Origin of the sequence: uncultured Methylobacterium sp., from assembly GCF_964251405.1 — a bacterium.
Classification (GTDB): Bacteria; Pseudomonadota; Alphaproteobacteria; order Rhizobiales; family Beijerinckiaceae; genus Methylobacterium.
Genome location: NZ_CAXUJR010000035.1, coordinates 19,154 through 32,428, shown reverse-complemented (window position 1 = coordinate 32,428; position 13,275 = coordinate 19,154). Strand labels below are relative to the sequence as shown.

General features: G+C 64.9%; 25 protein-coding genes. All 25 read left to right on the top strand.

All coding sequences use genetic code 11. The features are described from left to right. Window positions 1-144 precede the first annotated feature (144 nt). The 25 genes from rpsJ (at window position 145) to rpsK (ending at window position 13,257) form a co-directional block, all read left to right on the top strand. A complete protein-coding gene (gene rpsJ, locus ACFE7U_RS08890) occupies window positions 145-453 on the top strand; it encodes a 30S ribosomal protein S10 (protein WP_018044230.1) in 309 nt (102 codons plus the stop codon). Window positions 454-503: 50 nt separating this feature from the next. Continuing rightward, window positions 504-1,244: a 50S ribosomal protein L3 gene (gene rplC, locus ACFE7U_RS08885; RefSeq protein ID WP_375409361.1), complete on the top strand. Its 741-nt coding sequence runs from the start codon at window positions 504-506 to the stop codon at window positions 1,242-1,244. Beyond that, window positions 1,244-1,864 (top strand): 50S ribosomal protein L4, encoded by a 621-nt coding sequence (gene rplD, locus ACFE7U_RS08880; RefSeq protein WP_375409360.1) that lies wholly within the window; start codon window positions 1,244-1,246, stop codon window positions 1,862-1,864. The genes rplC and rplD overlap by 1 nt, the downstream gene beginning before the upstream one ends. After that, entirely contained in the window at window positions 1,861-2,157 is a 297-nt protein-coding gene (locus ACFE7U_RS08875) for a 50S ribosomal protein L23 (RefSeq protein WP_056091577.1), read from the top strand. Before rplD ends, ACFE7U_RS08875 begins: the two co-directional genes overlap by 4 nt. Window positions 2,158-2,183: 26 nt before the next feature. Beyond that, entirely contained in the window at window positions 2,184-3,020 is an 837-nt protein-coding gene (gene rplB / locus ACFE7U_RS08870; RefSeq protein WP_375409359.1) for a 50S ribosomal protein L2, read from the top strand. 5 nt (window positions 3,021-3,025) lie between these two features. Next, a complete protein-coding gene (gene rpsS, locus ACFE7U_RS08865; protein ID WP_018044225.1) occupies window positions 3,026-3,304 on the top strand; it encodes a 30S ribosomal protein S19 in 279 nt (92 codons plus the stop codon). 1 nt (window position 3,305) lies between these two features. After that, a complete protein-coding gene (rplV, locus tag ACFE7U_RS08860) occupies window positions 3,306-3,692 on the top strand; it encodes a 50S ribosomal protein L22 (protein WP_375409358.1) in 387 nt (128 codons plus the stop codon). Window positions 3,693-3,702: 10 nt separating this feature from the next. Next, a complete protein-coding gene (rpsC, locus tag ACFE7U_RS08855) occupies window positions 3,703-4,437 on the top strand; it encodes a 30S ribosomal protein S3 (protein ID WP_375409357.1) in 735 nt (244 codons plus the stop codon). 38 nt (window positions 4,438-4,475) lie between these two features. After that, window positions 4,476-4,889, top strand: a complete 414-nt coding sequence (rplP, locus tag ACFE7U_RS08850; RefSeq protein ID WP_375409356.1) for a 50S ribosomal protein L16 — start codon at window positions 4,476-4,478, stop codon at window positions 4,887-4,889. Between the two features lie 11 nt (window positions 4,890-4,900). Further along, window positions 4,901-5,116, top strand: a complete 216-nt coding sequence (rpmC, locus tag ACFE7U_RS08845; RefSeq protein WP_375409355.1) for a 50S ribosomal protein L29 — start codon at window positions 4,901-4,903, stop codon at window positions 5,114-5,116. A gap of 10 nt (window positions 5,117-5,126) precedes the next feature. Further along, window positions 5,127-5,393, top strand: a complete 267-nt coding sequence (gene rpsQ, locus ACFE7U_RS08840; protein WP_375409354.1) for a 30S ribosomal protein S17 — start codon at window positions 5,127-5,129, stop codon at window positions 5,391-5,393. Window positions 5,394-5,617: 224 nt separating this feature from the next. After that, window positions 5,618-5,986 (top strand): 50S ribosomal protein L14, encoded by a 369-nt coding sequence (gene rplN / locus ACFE7U_RS08835; RefSeq protein WP_055881693.1) that lies wholly within the window; start codon window positions 5,618-5,620, stop codon window positions 5,984-5,986. After that, the gene (rplX, locus tag ACFE7U_RS08830; RefSeq protein ID WP_375409353.1) at window positions 5,986-6,303 is read left to right on the top strand and encodes a 50S ribosomal protein L24; all 318 of its coding nucleotides are present in this window, start codon (window positions 5,986-5,988) and stop codon (window positions 6,301-6,303) included. Before rplN ends, rplX begins: the two co-directional genes overlap by 1 nt. Beyond that, window positions 6,296-6,862: a 50S ribosomal protein L5 gene (rplE, locus tag ACFE7U_RS08825; protein ID WP_375409352.1), complete on the top strand. Its 567-nt coding sequence runs from the start codon at window positions 6,296-6,298 to the stop codon at window positions 6,860-6,862. Before rplX ends, rplE begins: the two co-directional genes overlap by 8 nt. Window positions 6,863-6,902: 40 nt before the next feature. Further along, window positions 6,903-7,208, top strand: coding sequence for a 30S ribosomal protein S14 (rpsN, locus tag ACFE7U_RS08820; RefSeq protein ID WP_375409351.1), 306 nt, complete (start codon window positions 6,903-6,905; stop codon window positions 7,206-7,208). 12 nt (window positions 7,209-7,220) lie between these two features. Beyond that, entirely contained in the window at window positions 7,221-7,616 is a 396-nt protein-coding gene (gene rpsH / locus ACFE7U_RS08815; protein WP_055881679.1) for a 30S ribosomal protein S8, read from the top strand. A gap of 23 nt (window positions 7,617-7,639) precedes the next feature. Next, window positions 7,640-8,173 (top strand): 50S ribosomal protein L6, encoded by a 534-nt coding sequence (rplF, locus tag ACFE7U_RS08810; RefSeq protein ID WP_375409350.1) that lies wholly within the window; start codon window positions 7,640-7,642, stop codon window positions 8,171-8,173. Window positions 8,174-8,185: 12 nt separating this feature from the next. After that, window positions 8,186-8,548, top strand: coding sequence for a 50S ribosomal protein L18 (gene rplR / locus ACFE7U_RS08805; protein ID WP_375409349.1), 363 nt, complete (start codon window positions 8,186-8,188; stop codon window positions 8,546-8,548). Between the two features lie 99 nt (window positions 8,549-8,647). After that, the gene (rpsE, locus tag ACFE7U_RS08800) at window positions 8,648-9,235 is read left to right on the top strand and encodes a 30S ribosomal protein S5 (protein ID WP_055881662.1); all 588 of its coding nucleotides are present in this window, start codon (window positions 8,648-8,650) and stop codon (window positions 9,233-9,235) included. 12 nt (window positions 9,236-9,247) lie between these two features. After that, on the top strand, window positions 9,248-9,439 hold the full coding sequence (rpmD, locus tag ACFE7U_RS08795; protein WP_375409348.1) for a 50S ribosomal protein L30: 192 nt from the start codon (window positions 9,248-9,250) through the stop codon (window positions 9,437-9,439). An 11-nt stretch (window positions 9,440-9,450) separates the two neighbouring features. Next, the gene (gene rplO, locus ACFE7U_RS08790; protein WP_375409347.1) at window positions 9,451-9,957 is read left to right on the top strand and encodes a 50S ribosomal protein L15; all 507 of its coding nucleotides are present in this window, start codon (window positions 9,451-9,453) and stop codon (window positions 9,955-9,957) included. 123 nt (window positions 9,958-10,080) lie between these two features. Further along, the gene (gene secY / locus ACFE7U_RS08785) at window positions 10,081-11,418 is read left to right on the top strand and encodes a preprotein translocase subunit SecY (RefSeq protein ID WP_375409346.1); all 1,338 of its coding nucleotides are present in this window, start codon (window positions 10,081-10,083) and stop codon (window positions 11,416-11,418) included. 97 nt (window positions 11,419-11,515) lie between these two features. Next, the gene (locus ACFE7U_RS08780) at window positions 11,516-12,118 is read left to right on the top strand and encodes an adenylate kinase (protein ID WP_375409345.1); all 603 of its coding nucleotides are present in this window, start codon (window positions 11,516-11,518) and stop codon (window positions 12,116-12,118) included. A gap of 211 nt (window positions 12,119-12,329) precedes the next feature. After that, on the top strand, window positions 12,330-12,698 hold the full coding sequence (gene rpsM, locus ACFE7U_RS08775; RefSeq protein WP_375409344.1) for a 30S ribosomal protein S13: 369 nt from the start codon (window positions 12,330-12,332) through the stop codon (window positions 12,696-12,698). Between the two features lie 169 nt (window positions 12,699-12,867). Continuing rightward, the gene (gene rpsK, locus ACFE7U_RS08770; protein WP_292505145.1) at window positions 12,868-13,257 is read left to right on the top strand and encodes a 30S ribosomal protein S11; all 390 of its coding nucleotides are present in this window, start codon (window positions 12,868-12,870) and stop codon (window positions 13,255-13,257) included. Window positions 13,258-13,275: the final 18 nt, after the last annotated feature.

The window sequence follows — 13,275 nt, the reverse complement described above, 5'->3', positions numbered from 1 at the left end:
ATCCGTGAAGGTGGCAGAACCGTCGGAGCCGGCGTCGTCGCTGCCATCAACGACTAATCCACGCATACGATCACGTCTGCAGGGAACGACTGAGGGGCGGGTCCTCGCGCCCGCCCCTTCCACGTCCCGCTAAGGTTTCAGGTCATGAACGGTCAGAATATCCGCATCCGCCTCAAGGCGTTCGACCATCGTATCCTCGATGCGTCCACCCGAGAGATCGTCTCGACCGCCAAGCGCACCGGCGCCACCATCCGTGGCCCGATCCCGCTGCCGACGCATATCGAGAAGTTCACTGTCAACCGCTCGCCGCACATCGACAAGAAGTCGCGCGAGCAGTTCGAAATGCGCACGCATAAGCGTGTGCTCGATATCGTCGATCCGACGCCGCAGACCGTGGACGCGCTGATGAAGCTCGACCTCGCCGCCGGCGTGGACGTGGAGATCAAGCTCTAAGTCCCGCTGGGATCTAGAGCTTACCGTTTCATCGCGCGAGGGAGACACCTATGCGCTCAGGCGTCATTGCACAGAAGGTCGGGATGACCCGCGTCTTTACGGATGCAGGCGAACATATCCCCGTGACCGTACTCAAGATCGATCAATGCCAGGTGGTCGCCCACCGCACCGTCGAGAAGAACGGATACGTCGCCCTTCAGGTCGGCGTCGGCAAAGCCAAGGTGAAGAACGTGTCGATGGCCGAGCGCGGCCGCTTCGCGATCGCCAAGGTCGAGCCGAAGCAGAAGCTCGCCGAATTCCGTGTCAGCGAAGATGCGCTGATCCCGGTCGGTGCCGAGATCACGGCCGACCACTTCATCGCCGGACAGTTCGTCGACGTGACGGGCACGTCGACCGGCAAGGGCTTCGCCGGCGGCATGAAGCGCTGGAATTTCGGCGGTCTGCGGGCGACGCACGGCGTGTCGGTCTCGCACCGCTCCATCGGTTCGACCGGCGGTCGTCAGGATCCCGGTAAGACCTTCAAGAACAAGAAGATGCCCGGTCACATGGGCGTCGATCGGGTCACGACGCAGAATCTGCGCGTGGTTCACACCGACCCCGAGCGTGGTCTGATCCTGGTCGAAGGCGCCGTCCCCGGCGTTGCAGGCGGCTGGATCCAGATCCGCGATGCGGTGAAGCGCAAGCTCCCCGCCGACGTTCCGCAGCCTGGCAAGTTCCGCGAGCAGGGTGCTGCCGCACCTGCGACCGAAGCCCCGGCTCCCGAGGCTCCCGCTTCCGAGGAGAATGCGTGATGAAGCTCGATATCACCACGCTTGACGGTACCGGAGCCGGTACGGTCGAGCTCGACGAGGCCATCTTCGGTCTGGAGCCCCGCGCCGACCTGCTCCAGCGCATGGTCCGCTGGCAGCTCGCCAAGCGCCAGGCCGGCACCCATGCGGTCAAGAACCGCTCGGATGTGAACCGGACCCGCAAGAAGCTGTACAAGCAAAAGGGTACGGGTAACGCCCGTCACGGCGCCGCATCCGCTCCGCAGTTCCGCGGTGGTGGACGCGCCTTCGGCCCGGTCGTGCGCAGCCATGCCCACGACCTTCCCAAGAAGGTCCGCGCCTTGGCGCTCAAGCATGCGCTCTCGTCCAAGGTGAAGGACGCGACGCTCATCATCGTCGACGACATCACGCTGGCCGAGGGCAAGACCAAAGGCCTCGTGGAGCGCTTCGGCAAGATGGGTCTGTCGAGCGCGCTGTTCATCAGCGGGCCCGAGGTCGACGTGAACTTCGGTCGCGCCGCCCGCAACATCCCGATGATCGATGTGCTGCCGGTCCAGGGCATCAACGTCTACGACATCCTGCGCCGCGACAAGCTCGTGCTGACGCGCGCCGCCGTCGATGCGCTGGAGGCGCGTTTCAAATGAGTGCCGATCCGCGCCACTACGACATCATCGTCTCCCCCGTGATCACGGAGAAGGCGACGAACCTCACCGAGCAGAACAAGGTCGTCTTCCGGGTTGCCCCGAAGGCCACCAAGCCGCAGATCAAGGAAGCGGTCGAGAAGCTGTTCGACGTCAAGGTCACGGGCGTGAACACGCTCGTCACCAAGGGCAAGAAGAAGATCTTCCGCGGTCTCCGCGGACAGCGTTCGGACGTGAAGAAAGCGATCGTGACCCTCGCCGAGGGTGAAACGATCGACGTCACGACCGGCCTCTGAGACAGTCGGGTTAAGGATTACCACCGATGGCCTTGAAGACATTCAAACCGGTCACGCCGAGCCTTCGCCAGCTCGTGCTCGTCGACCGCCGTGAGCTCTACAAGGGCAAGCCGGTCAAGAAGCTCACCGAGGGCAAATCGTCGTCCGGCGGCCGCAACAACCTCGGTCGCATCACGGTGCGGTTCCGCGGTGGCGGCCACAAGCGGACGCTGCGCAACGTCGACTTCAAGCGTCGCGACCAGCTCGGCGTGACGGCGACGGTCGAGCGGATCGAGTACGATCCCAACCGCACCGCCTTCATCGCCCTGATCAATTATCCGGACGGCGTGCAGAGCTACATCATCGCTCCGCAGCGCCTCACCCCGGGCGACAAGGTCGTGGCGGCCGAACAGGTCGACATCAAGCCTGGCAATACCGGTCCGGTGGGCAACATGCCGGTCGGCACGATCATCCACAATGTGGAGCTCAAGATCGGCAAGGGCGGCGCCATCGCACGGTCGGCGGGCAACTACGCCCAGATCGTCGGTCGCGATCAGGGCTACGTGACGCTCCGCCTGAACTCGGGCGAACAGCGCCTGGTTCACGGCCATTGCTTCGCCACGGTCGGCGCGGTCTCCAATCCCGATCACATGAACATCTCGCTGGGCAAGGCGGGCCGCAATCGGTGGCTGGGCAAGCGCCCGCACAACCGCGGCGTCTCGATGAACCCGGTCGATCACCCGCACGGCGGCGGTGAGGGACGTACCTCGGGCGGCCGCAATCCGGTCACTCCCTGGGGCGTGCCCACGAAGGGTAAGAAGACCCGGTCCAACAAGCGGACCGACGTCTTCATCCTGTCCAGCCGTCACAACCGCAAGAAGTAACCATCATGGCACGCTCGCTCTGGAAGGGGCCGTTCATCGACGGCTACCTCCTCAAGAAGGCTGAGACCGCTCGCGGATCCAGCCGCAACGAAGTCATCAAGATCTGGAGCCGTCGCTCCACGATCCTGCCGCAGTTCGTCGGGCTCACCTTCGGTGTGCACAACGGGCAGAAGCATATCCCGGTCTACGTGTCCGAGGAGATGGTCGGTCACAAGTTCGGCGAGTTCTCGCCGACCCGGACCTTCCATGGCCACGCGGCCGACAAGAAGGCGAAGAGGCGCTGAGATGGGCAAGCAAGCCACCCCCCGCGCGCTGCCGGATAACGAGGCTAAGGCCGTTGCGCGCATGCTGCGCGTGAGTCCTCAGAAGCTCAATCTCGTTGCGCAGCTCATCCGCGGCAAGAAGGTCGAGTCGGCGCTCGCCGATCTCGAATTCTCCAGGAAGCGCATCGCCCGCGAGGTCAAGAAGTGCCTTGAGAGCGCCATCGCCAATGCCGAGAACAACCACGACCTCGACGTCGACGATCTCGTCGTGTCCCAGGCCTTCGTCGGCAAGGCCCTCGTGCTCAAGCGCTTCCATGCCCGCGCCCGCGGTCGTGGCGCCCGCATCCTGAAGCCCTTCGCGAACCTCACCATCGTGGTGCGCGAAGTCCCAACCGCCGAAGCGGCGTGAGGAGGACCTGATGGGCCAGAAAATCAATCCGATCGGTCTGCGGCTCGGCATCAACCGGACCTGGGACTCGCGCTGGTTCGCCCAGAAGGGCGAGTACGCCAAGCTGATGCACGAGGATGTCGCGATCCGCGCGTCCCTGATGAAGCAGTTGAAGCAGGCCGCCGTCTCGAAGATCGTGATCGAGCGTCCGCACCGGAAGTGCCGCGTTACCATCCACTCGGGTCGTCCGGGCGTGGTGATCGGCAAGAAGGGCGCGGACATCGAGAAGCTGCGTAAGCTCGTCGGCACCATGACGAAGGCCGACGTGACGATCAACATCGTCGAGGTGCGCAAGCCCGAGATCGATGCGACCCTGGTGGCCGATTCGATCGCCCAGCAGCTGGAGCGCCGCGTCGCGTTCCGTCGCGCCATGAAGCGCGCCGTCCAGTCGGCCATGCGCCTCGGCGCCGAGGGTATCCGGATCAACTGCTCCGGTCGTCTCGGCGGTGCCGAGATCGCGCGTCAGGAATGGTACCGCGAGGGTCGCGTGCCGCTCCATACGCTGCGCGCCGACGTCGATTACGGTGTCGCCACAGCCTTCACGACCTACGGGACGTGCGGAATCAAGGTCTGGGTGTTCAAGGGCGAGATCCTCGAGCACGACCCGATGGCCCAGGACAAGCGTGCTCAGGAAGAGGGTGGCCGTTCGGGCGGACGCCGTGAGCGCGATGGCGAAGGCGGCCGCGGCCGTCGCGATCACGCCTGATCGCACGCCAGCCCCAAGGAAGGTGTTGAGAGGCTGCCATGTTGCAACCCAAGAAGACCCGATTTCGCAAGCAGTTTAAAGGCCGCATCCACGGTGCGGCCAAGGGCGGCTTCGAACTCAACTTCGGTAGCTTCGGCCTGAAGGCCGTGGAGCCGGAGCGGATCACCGCTCGCCAGATCGAGGCGGCTCGCCGTGCGATCACCCGCGAGATGAAGCGCCAGGGCCGTGTCTGGATCCGGATCTTCCCGGATGTCCCGGTCACCGCCAAGCCCACCGAAGTCCGCATGGGCTCCGGCAAGGGCGCGCCGGAGTTCTGGGCTGCCCGCGTGCATCCCGGTCGTATCATGTTCGAAGTCGACGGCGTGGCCGAGGACATCGCCAAGGAGGCTCTTCGCCTCGGTGCGGCGAAGCTCCCGATCCGCACGCGCGTCGTCCAGCGCATCGCTGATTGAGGGAGGGGATCATGAAGTCATCGCAGAGACAGTCGGATCTGGCCGCCCTGTCGCCAGACCAACTGAACGACGAGCTGCTGAACCTGAAGAAGGAGCAGTTTAACCTGCGCTTCCAGGGCGCCACCGGCCAGCTCGAGAACGTCGCGCGTGTCCGTGAGGTCCGTCGCGATATCGCCCGCGTTCGCACGCTTCAGCGTCAGAAGACGCTTAGCTCGGCGCAGGCCTGAGGAGTCAACCATGCCGAAGCGCGTATTGCAGGGTGTCGTCGTCAGCGACAAGGGCCAGAAGACGATCGTCGTGAAGGTGGAGCGGCGCTTCACCCACCCGGTGATGAAGAAGACCGTCCGTCGTTCGAAGAACTACCACGCCCACGACGAGACCAACGTCGCCAAGGTCGGCCAGACCGTGTCGATCGAGGAGTGCCGTCCGTTCTCGAAGACCAAGACCTGGAAGCTCGTCGAGGCGGCTTCCGCTTCGGCGCCGGCGGAAGCTCCCGCCGCCTGAGGGGTTGCACCGATCGTCGGTTCCGTGTAGGCGACCGATCTTCGCAAATGTTTTCGTGGCGACGGATTCGTCTCCACTGGCGGCGGTGACCGCGCCGGCGCTTCAAAGCGCCGATAGCGCGGTCTGACTAATGGACGGGGACATCAGATCCCCATCAGGCGTCGTCCGCCGGACAATACCGTCCGTGTGCGGAAACCCGCCTGAAACAAGGAAAGGTCACTCTTGTGATCCAGATGCAGACGAATCTGGACGTCGCCGACAATTCTGGTGCGCGTCGCGTGATGTGCATCAAGGTTCTCGGCGGGTCGAAGCGCAAATATGCCGGCGTCGGCGACATCATCGTCGTGTCGGTCAAGGAAGCGATTCCGCGCGGCCGTGTGAAGAAGGGCGACGTCATGAAGGCGGTCGTCGTGCGCACCGCCAAGGAAGTGAAGCGTGCCGATGGATCGGTCATCCGCTTCGACAAGAACGCCGCCGTTCTGATCAACAATCAGAAGGAGCCGATCGGCACCCGTATCTTCGGACCGGTCCCCCGCGAACTTCGCGGCCGCAACCACATGAAGATCATCTCGCTCGCGCCGGAGGTGCTGTGATGGCTGCCAAGGTCAAGAAGGGCGACAAGGTCATCGTTCTCACCGGCCGCGACAAGGGTCGCTCCGGTGAGGTGGTGCAGGTGATGCCCAAGGACGACAAGGCGCTGGTACGGGGGATCAACCTCGTCAAGAAGCACCAGAAGCAGACGCAGAACCAGGAAGGCGGCATCATCTCGAAAGAGGCCGCCATTCATCTCTCCAATCTCGCGATCGCCGACCCCAAGGATGGGCAGCCGACGCGGGTTGGTTTCCGCATTCTCGACGACGGCCGCAAGGTCCGGTTCGCCAAGCGCTCGGGGGATCTGATCGATGGCTGAGAAGAACGCTGACAACTACGTCCCGCGCCTGCGCAAGCATTATGACGAAGTCATTCGTCAGAAGCTGATCGAGGAGTTCGGCTACAAGAACCCTATGCAGGTTCCGACGATCGAGAAGATCGTCATCAACATGGGCGTCGGTGAGTCGACGGCGGATTCGAAGAAGGCCACCGTCGCTGCCGGCGACCTGGCCCTCATCGCCGGCCAGAAGCCCGTGATCACCAAGGCCCGCAAGGCCATCGCGACCTTCAAGGTCCGTGAAGGGATGCCGATCGGCTGCAAGGTAACCCTGCGCAAGGCGCGGATGTATGAGTTCATGGACCGGCTCGTCACGATCGCGCTCCCGCGCGTCCGCGACTTCCGCGGCCTGAACCCGCGCTCCTTCGACGGACGCGGCAACTACGCGCTCGGCCTCAAGGAGCACCTCGTGTTCCCGGAGATCTCCTACGACAAGGCCGAGGCGACCTGGGGCATGGACATCGTGATCCAGACAACGGCCCAGACCGACGCGGAGGCGCGCGCGCTCCTCACGCAGTTCCGATTCCCGTTCCGGCAGTAAGAACCCTAGCGGTCCTTATACGCGGACACCGGAGACAGACATGGCAAAGAAAAGCTCGATCGAGAAGAACAACCACCGCAAGGCCCTGGTGAAGCTTTACGCCGGCAAGCGTAAGGCCCTTCTGGCCACGGCCAACAACGAGGCCCTCGAGATGGAGGAGCGCTTCGAGGCGCGCCTCAAGCTCGCGGAGCTTCCGCGGAACTCGTCGCCGAACCGCGTTCGCAACCGTTGCGGCATGACCGGCCGCCCGCGCGCCTTCTATCGCAAGATGGGCGTCTCGCGCATCGCGCTTCGCGAACTCGGCAACCAGGGTCTGATCCCCGGTCTCGTCAAGTCGAGCTGGTAAGGAGCACGCACCATGGTCAACGATCCCGTGGGCGATATGCTCACCCGTATCCGCAACGGTCAGCAGCGTCGGCGCAACGTCGTCCAGACGCCCGGTTCCCGCCTGCGTGCCAGCGTCCTCGACGTTCTGAAGTCCGAGGGCTACATCCGTGACTACGCCACCACCGATTACGGAAATGGCCGCACGGAATTCGCGATCGAGTTGAAGTACTACGACGGCCAGCCCGTCATCCGCTCGATCCAGCGCGTCTCGAAGCCTGGCCGCCGCGTCTACTCGTCGGTCGGTGAACTGCCCCGCGTCGCCGACGGTCTCGGCGTTACCATCGTGTCCACCCCGCAGGGCGTTATGGCCGACCACGAGGCGCGCGAGCGCAACGTCGGCGGCGAAGTGCTCTGCAAGGTGTTCTGATCTCGGACGAAGGAGGAAAGGCCATGTCTCGCGTAGGCAAGAAGCCCGTTCCCGTCCCGTCCGGTGTGACGGCGACGGTGACCGGTCAGACGGTTAAGATGAAGGGCCAGAAGGGCGAACTCCAGTTCGTCGTTCCGAACCTCGTGAATGTGTCGTTCGAGGACGGCGCGGTATCGGTTCAGCCGAAGGACCAGTCGAAGCAGGCTCGGTCGCTCTGGGGCACGTCCCGGGCTCAGGTGGCGAACCTGGTCGAAGGCGTATCGAAGGGCTTCGAAAAGAAGCTCGAGATCACGGGCGTCGGCTATCGTGCCGCCATGGCCGGCAAAGCGCTCAAGCTGTCGCTCGGCTACAGCCACGACATCGAGTACGAGATTCCCGCGGGGATCACGATCACGGTGCCGAAGCCGACCGAGATCAACATCGTCGGCATCGACCGGCAGGTTGTCGGTCAGGTCGCCGCCGAGATCCGCGACTATCGCGGTCCCGAGCCTTACAAGGGCAAGGGCGTGAAGTACGCGGGCGAGTTCATCTTCCGCAAGGAAGGCAAGAAGAAGTAGGGGCCGGCGATCATGTCACGCAAAATCGATGCACTCGACCGCCGCAAGGCGCGTGTGCGCCGCGCGCTGCGGGCCGCGGCCAAGGGACGTCCGAGACTCTCGGTGTTCCGCTCCTCGAAGCAGATCTACGTTCAGGTGATCGACGACGCCGAGGGCAGGACCCTCGCCGCCGCATCCAGCATCGACAAGGATCTGCGCACCGGCCTCAAGACCGGTTCGGACGTTGCGGCAGCCCAGGCCGTCGGCAAGCTCGTTGCAGAGCGTGCCAAGGCCGCGGGCGTCACCCAGGTGATCTTCGATCGCTCGGGCTACCTCTATCACGGCCGCGTCAAGGCGCTGGCCGAGGCTGCCCGCGAGGGCGGTCTGGAATTCTAAAGACCGGCGGGGAGGGGACGGTCTCGGCCGTCCCCCTGTCCATGACGACTCAAGCGAGCGGGCCCGCCGCCCGCGCCAGTGAGATGGAATCGAGAAACGATGGCACGTGAACGGGAAGGCGGGGGCCGCGGCCGCCGCGACGAGCGCGAGGAGCGCGACAGCGAGTTCGTGGACAAGCTCGTCCACATCAACCGCGTCGCCAAGGTGGTGAAGGGTGGGCGTCGCTTCGGCTTCGCGGCCCTCGTCGTCGTCGGCGACCAGAAGGGCCGCGTCGGCTTCGGCCACGGCAAGGCGCGCGAAGTGCCTGAGGCGATCCGCAAGGCGACCGAAGCCGCCAAGCGCGGCCTCGTCCGCGTCGCGCTCCGCGAGGGCCGCACGTTGCATCACGATGTTCAGGGCCGTCACGGCGCCGGCAAGGTGATCCTTCGTGCCGCTCCCCAGGGGACCGGCATCATCGCCGGCGGCCCGATGCGCGCCGTCTTCGAGACGCTGGGCATGCAGGACGTGGTGGCGAAGTCGCTCGGCTCGTCGAACCCCTACAACCTCGTGCGCGCCACCTTCGATGCGCTCAAGAACGAGGACAGCCCCCGGGCTGTCGCCGCTCGCCGTGGCCTCAAGGTCTCGGCGCTGCAGGCACGTCGTCGCGATGCGGATGCATCCGACCTCTCCGAAGCCGCAGTGGCGTAAGGGGAGGCTCAGATGGCACAGAAGACTGTCCGTATCGAGCAGATCGGTTCGCCGATCCGCCGCGAGGGCGACCAGCGCGCGACGCTGATCGGCCTCAAGCTCAACAAGCTGCACCGGGTGTCCACGCTGGAGGATACTCCTTCCGTGCGCGGCATGATCCGCAAGGTTCAGCACCTCGTGCGCGTCCTCGGCGACGCGGCCTGAGGGAGGGCATCATGAAGCTGAACGAAATTCGCGACAACGACGGCGCAACCAAGAACCGGATGCGCGTCGGCCGGGGCATCGGCTCCGGCAAAGGCAAGACCGCCGGACGCGGCGTGAAGGGCCAGAAGGCCCGGACGGGCGTATCCATCAAGGGCTTCGAGGGCGGTCAGATGCCGCTGCATCGGCGCCTGCCCAAGCGCGGCTTCAACAACATCCATGCGGCCGATCTGAACGAGGTCAATGTCGGCCGCATTCAGCAGGCGGTGGATGCGGGCCGCATCGACGCTTCGGCGCCGGTGGACATGAGCGCACTCGTGGCGGCCGGCATCTGTGCCCGTGACCGCGACGGGGTGAAGCTGCTCGGTGTCGGCGAGTTGACCACCAAGCTCGCCTTCACGGTCACCCGCGCTTCGAAATCCGCCATCGCGGCGGTCGAGAAGGCCGGCGGCTCCGTGACCGTCGAGTTCGCGGACGGCGTCTCCGCCCGTGGCAAGCCCGCCGACGCCGCGGTTGCGTAGAGCGACTGCGGACTTTAAGTCGAAGATCCGAGCGGCGGCCCGTGCGACCTGCGCGTGGCCGCCGTTTCGCTTTGTGATGGGTGCGACAGGCACCCGGGCACTTGGTTTTTAGGAACCGGTAACATGGCCTCAGCCGCCGAGCAGCTTGCCGCGAACCTCAATTTCGGGGCGATCGCCAAGGCCGACGAACTCAAGAAGCGCATCTGGTTCACGCTGGGTGCGCTCGTGGTGTTCCGGCTGGGAACCTACATCCCGATTCCGGGAATCAATCCGGAGCAGTTCGCCAGGAACTTCCAGAGCCAAGCCGGTGGCGTGCTCGGGCTGTTCAACATGTTCTCCGGCGGTGCCGTCGAGCGCATGGCGATCTTCGCGCTCAACATCATGCCCTACATCTCGGCCTCCATCATCATTCAGCTCCTAACCTCAGTGATCCCAACGCTGGAGACGCTGAAGAAGGAGGGCGAGTCGGGCCGCAAGGTCATCAATCAGTACACGCGATATCTCACCGTGCTGCTGGCCCTCGTTCAGTCCTGGGGCATCGCCTTCGGCCTGCAGGGATCGAGTGCCGCCACCGAGCCCGGACCGTTCTTTATCCTCTCCACCGTCATCACCCTGACGGGCGGCACGCTGTTCCTCATGTGGATCGGCGAGCAGATCACCTCGCGCGGCATCGGCAACGGCTCGTCGCTGATCATCTTCGCCGGCATCGTCGCCCATCTGCCCACCGCCATCATCGGTGCGCTGGAGCTCAGCCGAACCGGCGCGCTCTCGACCGCCGTCATTCTCGGTGTCGGCGTCGCCGCCGCGGCCCTCGTCTACTTCATCGTGTTCATGGAGCGGGCCCAGCGCCGGCTGCTGATCAACTACCCCAAGCGGCAGGTCGGCAATAAGATGTACGAGGGCCAGACCTCGTTCCTGCCGCTCAAGCTCAACACCGCCGGCGTGATCCCGCCGATCTTCGCCTCCTCGCTCCTGCTGCTTCCCGCGACCGTGGCGAGCTTCTCGGCCAACCAGAGCGGCACCGGCGTGCTCGCCTCCATCACGACCTATCTCGGCCATGGGCGGCCGCTCTACATGGTGCTCTTCGCGGCGCTGATCATCTTCTTCGCCTTCTTCTACACGGCAGTGGTGTTCAATCCGGAGGAGACTGCGGACAACCTGAAGAAGCACGGTGGCTTCATCCCAGGCATCCGGCCCGGCGAGCGGACCGCAAGCTTCATCGACAAGGTCCTGACGCGGATCACCCTGATCGGCGCGCTGTACCTTACCTTCGTCTGCCTGGTGCCAGAGATCCTGGCGTCCTATGCCTCGGCGAGCCTCGGCTTCGGCGGAACCTCGCTACTGATCGTGGTATCGGTCACCATGGACACGGTGGCGCAGATCCACGGGCATCTCATGGCGCACCAGTACGAGGGACTGGTGAAGAAGGCCAAGCTGCGCGGCACCACGCGCCGACGGTGAGGCATCACCGTCTCGATCCGAGGGCGATGTCCGGGAGGCGTCGCCGCCGCCAATCAAGAAGCCCGGCCTGCGGGTAGATCACGAGGAAACGACGCCCATGCGGATCATCCTGCTCGGACCCCCCGGAGCCGGTAAGGGAACCCAGTCCACTCGCATCGTCGAGCGGCTCGGAATTCCCCAGCTCTCCACCGGGGACATGCTCCGTGCTGCGGTGGCGGCTGGGACTCCGGTCGGGCTGGAAGCCAAGTCGATCATGGAGAGCGGCGGCCTCGTGACGGATTCCGTCGTCGTTGGCATCGTCGCCGACCGGATCGAAGAGGCCGATGCGCGCGGCGGTTTCATCCTCGACGGCTTTCCCCGGACCGTCGAGCAGGCGGCTGCCCTCGACCGGATGCTGTCGGAGAAGGGCCTCGCCCTGACCACCGTGGTCGAGTTCGTGGTCGACGAGGAGGCTCTCGTCGGCCGTATCGCCAAGCGCGCGGCCGAGACTGCGGCGCGCGGCGAGCCGGTGCGCAAGGACGACACGCCGGAGGTCTTCAAGACGCGGCTGTCCGCGTACCGAACGCAGACCGCGCCGCTCTCAGCCTATTATGCGAGCCTCGGGATGTTGCAGACTATCGACGGCATGAAGCCGGTCGAGGCCGTCACCGAGGATCTGTTCGCGATCCTCGACGCGCACGTGGCTGGCGCAACGTCCTGACATCGACGTTGACGGCGGGGTTGACACCTCGACCCTGCCGCGTTACGCGACCCTCCTTCGTCCAGACACGCAATGGGTCCGGGGTACCTCTTCGAGGGGCCGCGGGCCACGTCGTCGTTATGGACGGCGTGCAGGGGCCGGCCTCCACCGGACGCACGTCTTTATCATCCGGGCCGGGCTCGATTGCCCTAGCGCCCCATGGAGAATGACCTTGGCCCGTATCGCTGGCGTTAACATCCCGACCAACAAGCGCGTCGTCATCGCGCTGCAGTACATCCACGGCATCGGCTCCAAGAAGGCCGAGGAAATCACCGTGAAGGTCGGCATCCCGGCCGAGCGCCGCGTGAACCAGCTCACCGACGCCGAGGTCTTGCAGATCCGCGAGACCATCGACCGCGACTACCTCGTGGAAGGTGATCTTCGCCGCGACGTCTCGATGAACATCAAGCGCCTGATGGACCTCGGCTGTTACCGCGGCCTTCGCCATCGCCGCAACCTGCCCGTCCGTGGCCAGCGTACGCATACCAATGCGCGCACCCGCAAGGGCAAGTCGAAGCCCATCGCCGGCAAGAAGAAGTAGTCTTCGGCCGTCACCGGCCGCGCTTCGCTCGGCCTGATGAACCATTGGACTGGGTGTCCGCAGGACATCTCGGCCTGACGAGCCGGCGCATCATCGATGTGCTGGCCAACCTCCCAAAAATCCCGAGCGCCTGGAATTACGGGCGTGCCTGAAGGAAGAGCGACGAAAAATGGCCAAGGAAGCAACCCGCGTTCGCCGCCGCGAACGCAAGAACATCGTGTCGGGCGTGGCCCACGTGAACGCCTCGTTCAACAACACGATGGTCACCATCACCGACGCGCAGGGCAACACGATCTCGTGGTCGTCGGCCGGCGCCATGGGGTTCAAGGGATCGCGCAAGTCGACCCCCTATGCGGCTCAGGTCGCCGCCGAGGACGCTGCCCGCAAGGCCTCCGAGCACGGCATGCGTACCCTGGAAGTCGAAGTCTCTGGTCCCGGCTCCGGCCGCGAATCGGCTCTGCGTGCCCTGCAGGCAGCAGGCTTCACTGTCACCTCGATCCGCGACGTGACCTCGATCCCGCATAATGGCTGCCGCCCGCGCAAGCGTCGTCGCGTCTGAACGGGATTGCCGGAACCG

Coding starts and splice junctions, on each gene's coding strand:
- rpsJ (WP_018044230.1), top strand. CDS start 145: ATGAACGGTCAGAATATCCGCATCCGCCTCAAGGCGTTCGACCATCGT.
- rplC (WP_375409361.1), top strand. CDS start 504: ATGCGCTCAGGCGTCATTGCACAGAAGGTCGGGATGACCCGCGTCTTT.
- rplD (WP_375409360.1), top strand. CDS start 1,244: ATGAAGCTCGATATCACCACGCTTGACGGTACCGGAGCCGGTACGGTC.
- ACFE7U_RS08875 (WP_056091577.1), top strand. CDS start 1,861: ATGAGTGCCGATCCGCGCCACTACGACATCATCGTCTCCCCCGTGATC.
- rplB (WP_375409359.1), top strand. CDS start 2,184: ATGGCCTTGAAGACATTCAAACCGGTCACGCCGAGCCTTCGCCAGCTC.
- rpsS (WP_018044225.1), top strand. CDS start 3,026: ATGGCACGCTCGCTCTGGAAGGGGCCGTTCATCGACGGCTACCTCCTC.
- rplV (WP_375409358.1), top strand. CDS start 3,306: ATGGGCAAGCAAGCCACCCCCCGCGCGCTGCCGGATAACGAGGCTAAG.
- rpsC (WP_375409357.1), top strand. CDS start 3,703: ATGGGCCAGAAAATCAATCCGATCGGTCTGCGGCTCGGCATCAACCGG.
- rplP (WP_375409356.1), top strand. CDS start 4,476: ATGTTGCAACCCAAGAAGACCCGATTTCGCAAGCAGTTTAAAGGCCGC.
- rpmC (WP_375409355.1), top strand. CDS start 4,901: ATGAAGTCATCGCAGAGACAGTCGGATCTGGCCGCCCTGTCGCCAGAC.
- rpsQ (WP_375409354.1), top strand. CDS start 5,127: ATGCCGAAGCGCGTATTGCAGGGTGTCGTCGTCAGCGACAAGGGCCAG.
- rplX (WP_375409353.1), top strand. CDS start 5,986: ATGGCTGCCAAGGTCAAGAAGGGCGACAAGGTCATCGTTCTCACCGGC.
- rplE (WP_375409352.1), top strand. CDS start 6,296: ATGGCTGAGAAGAACGCTGACAACTACGTCCCGCGCCTGCGCAAGCAT.
- rpsN (WP_375409351.1), top strand. CDS start 6,903: ATGGCAAAGAAAAGCTCGATCGAGAAGAACAACCACCGCAAGGCCCTG.
- rpsH (WP_055881679.1), top strand. CDS start 7,221: ATGGTCAACGATCCCGTGGGCGATATGCTCACCCGTATCCGCAACGGT.
- rplF (WP_375409350.1), top strand. CDS start 7,640: ATGTCTCGCGTAGGCAAGAAGCCCGTTCCCGTCCCGTCCGGTGTGACG.
- rplR (WP_375409349.1), top strand. CDS start 8,186: ATGTCACGCAAAATCGATGCACTCGACCGCCGCAAGGCGCGTGTGCGC.
- rpsE (WP_055881662.1), top strand. CDS start 8,648: ATGGCACGTGAACGGGAAGGCGGGGGCCGCGGCCGCCGCGACGAGCGC.
- rpmD (WP_375409348.1), top strand. CDS start 9,248: ATGGCACAGAAGACTGTCCGTATCGAGCAGATCGGTTCGCCGATCCGC.
- rplO (WP_375409347.1), top strand. CDS start 9,451: ATGAAGCTGAACGAAATTCGCGACAACGACGGCGCAACCAAGAACCGG.
- secY (WP_375409346.1), top strand. CDS start 10,081: ATGGCCTCAGCCGCCGAGCAGCTTGCCGCGAACCTCAATTTCGGGGCG.
- ACFE7U_RS08780 (WP_375409345.1), top strand. CDS start 11,516: ATGCGGATCATCCTGCTCGGACCCCCCGGAGCCGGTAAGGGAACCCAG.
- rpsK (WP_292505145.1), top strand. CDS start 12,868: ATGGCCAAGGAAGCAACCCGCGTTCGCCGCCGCGAACGCAAGAACATC.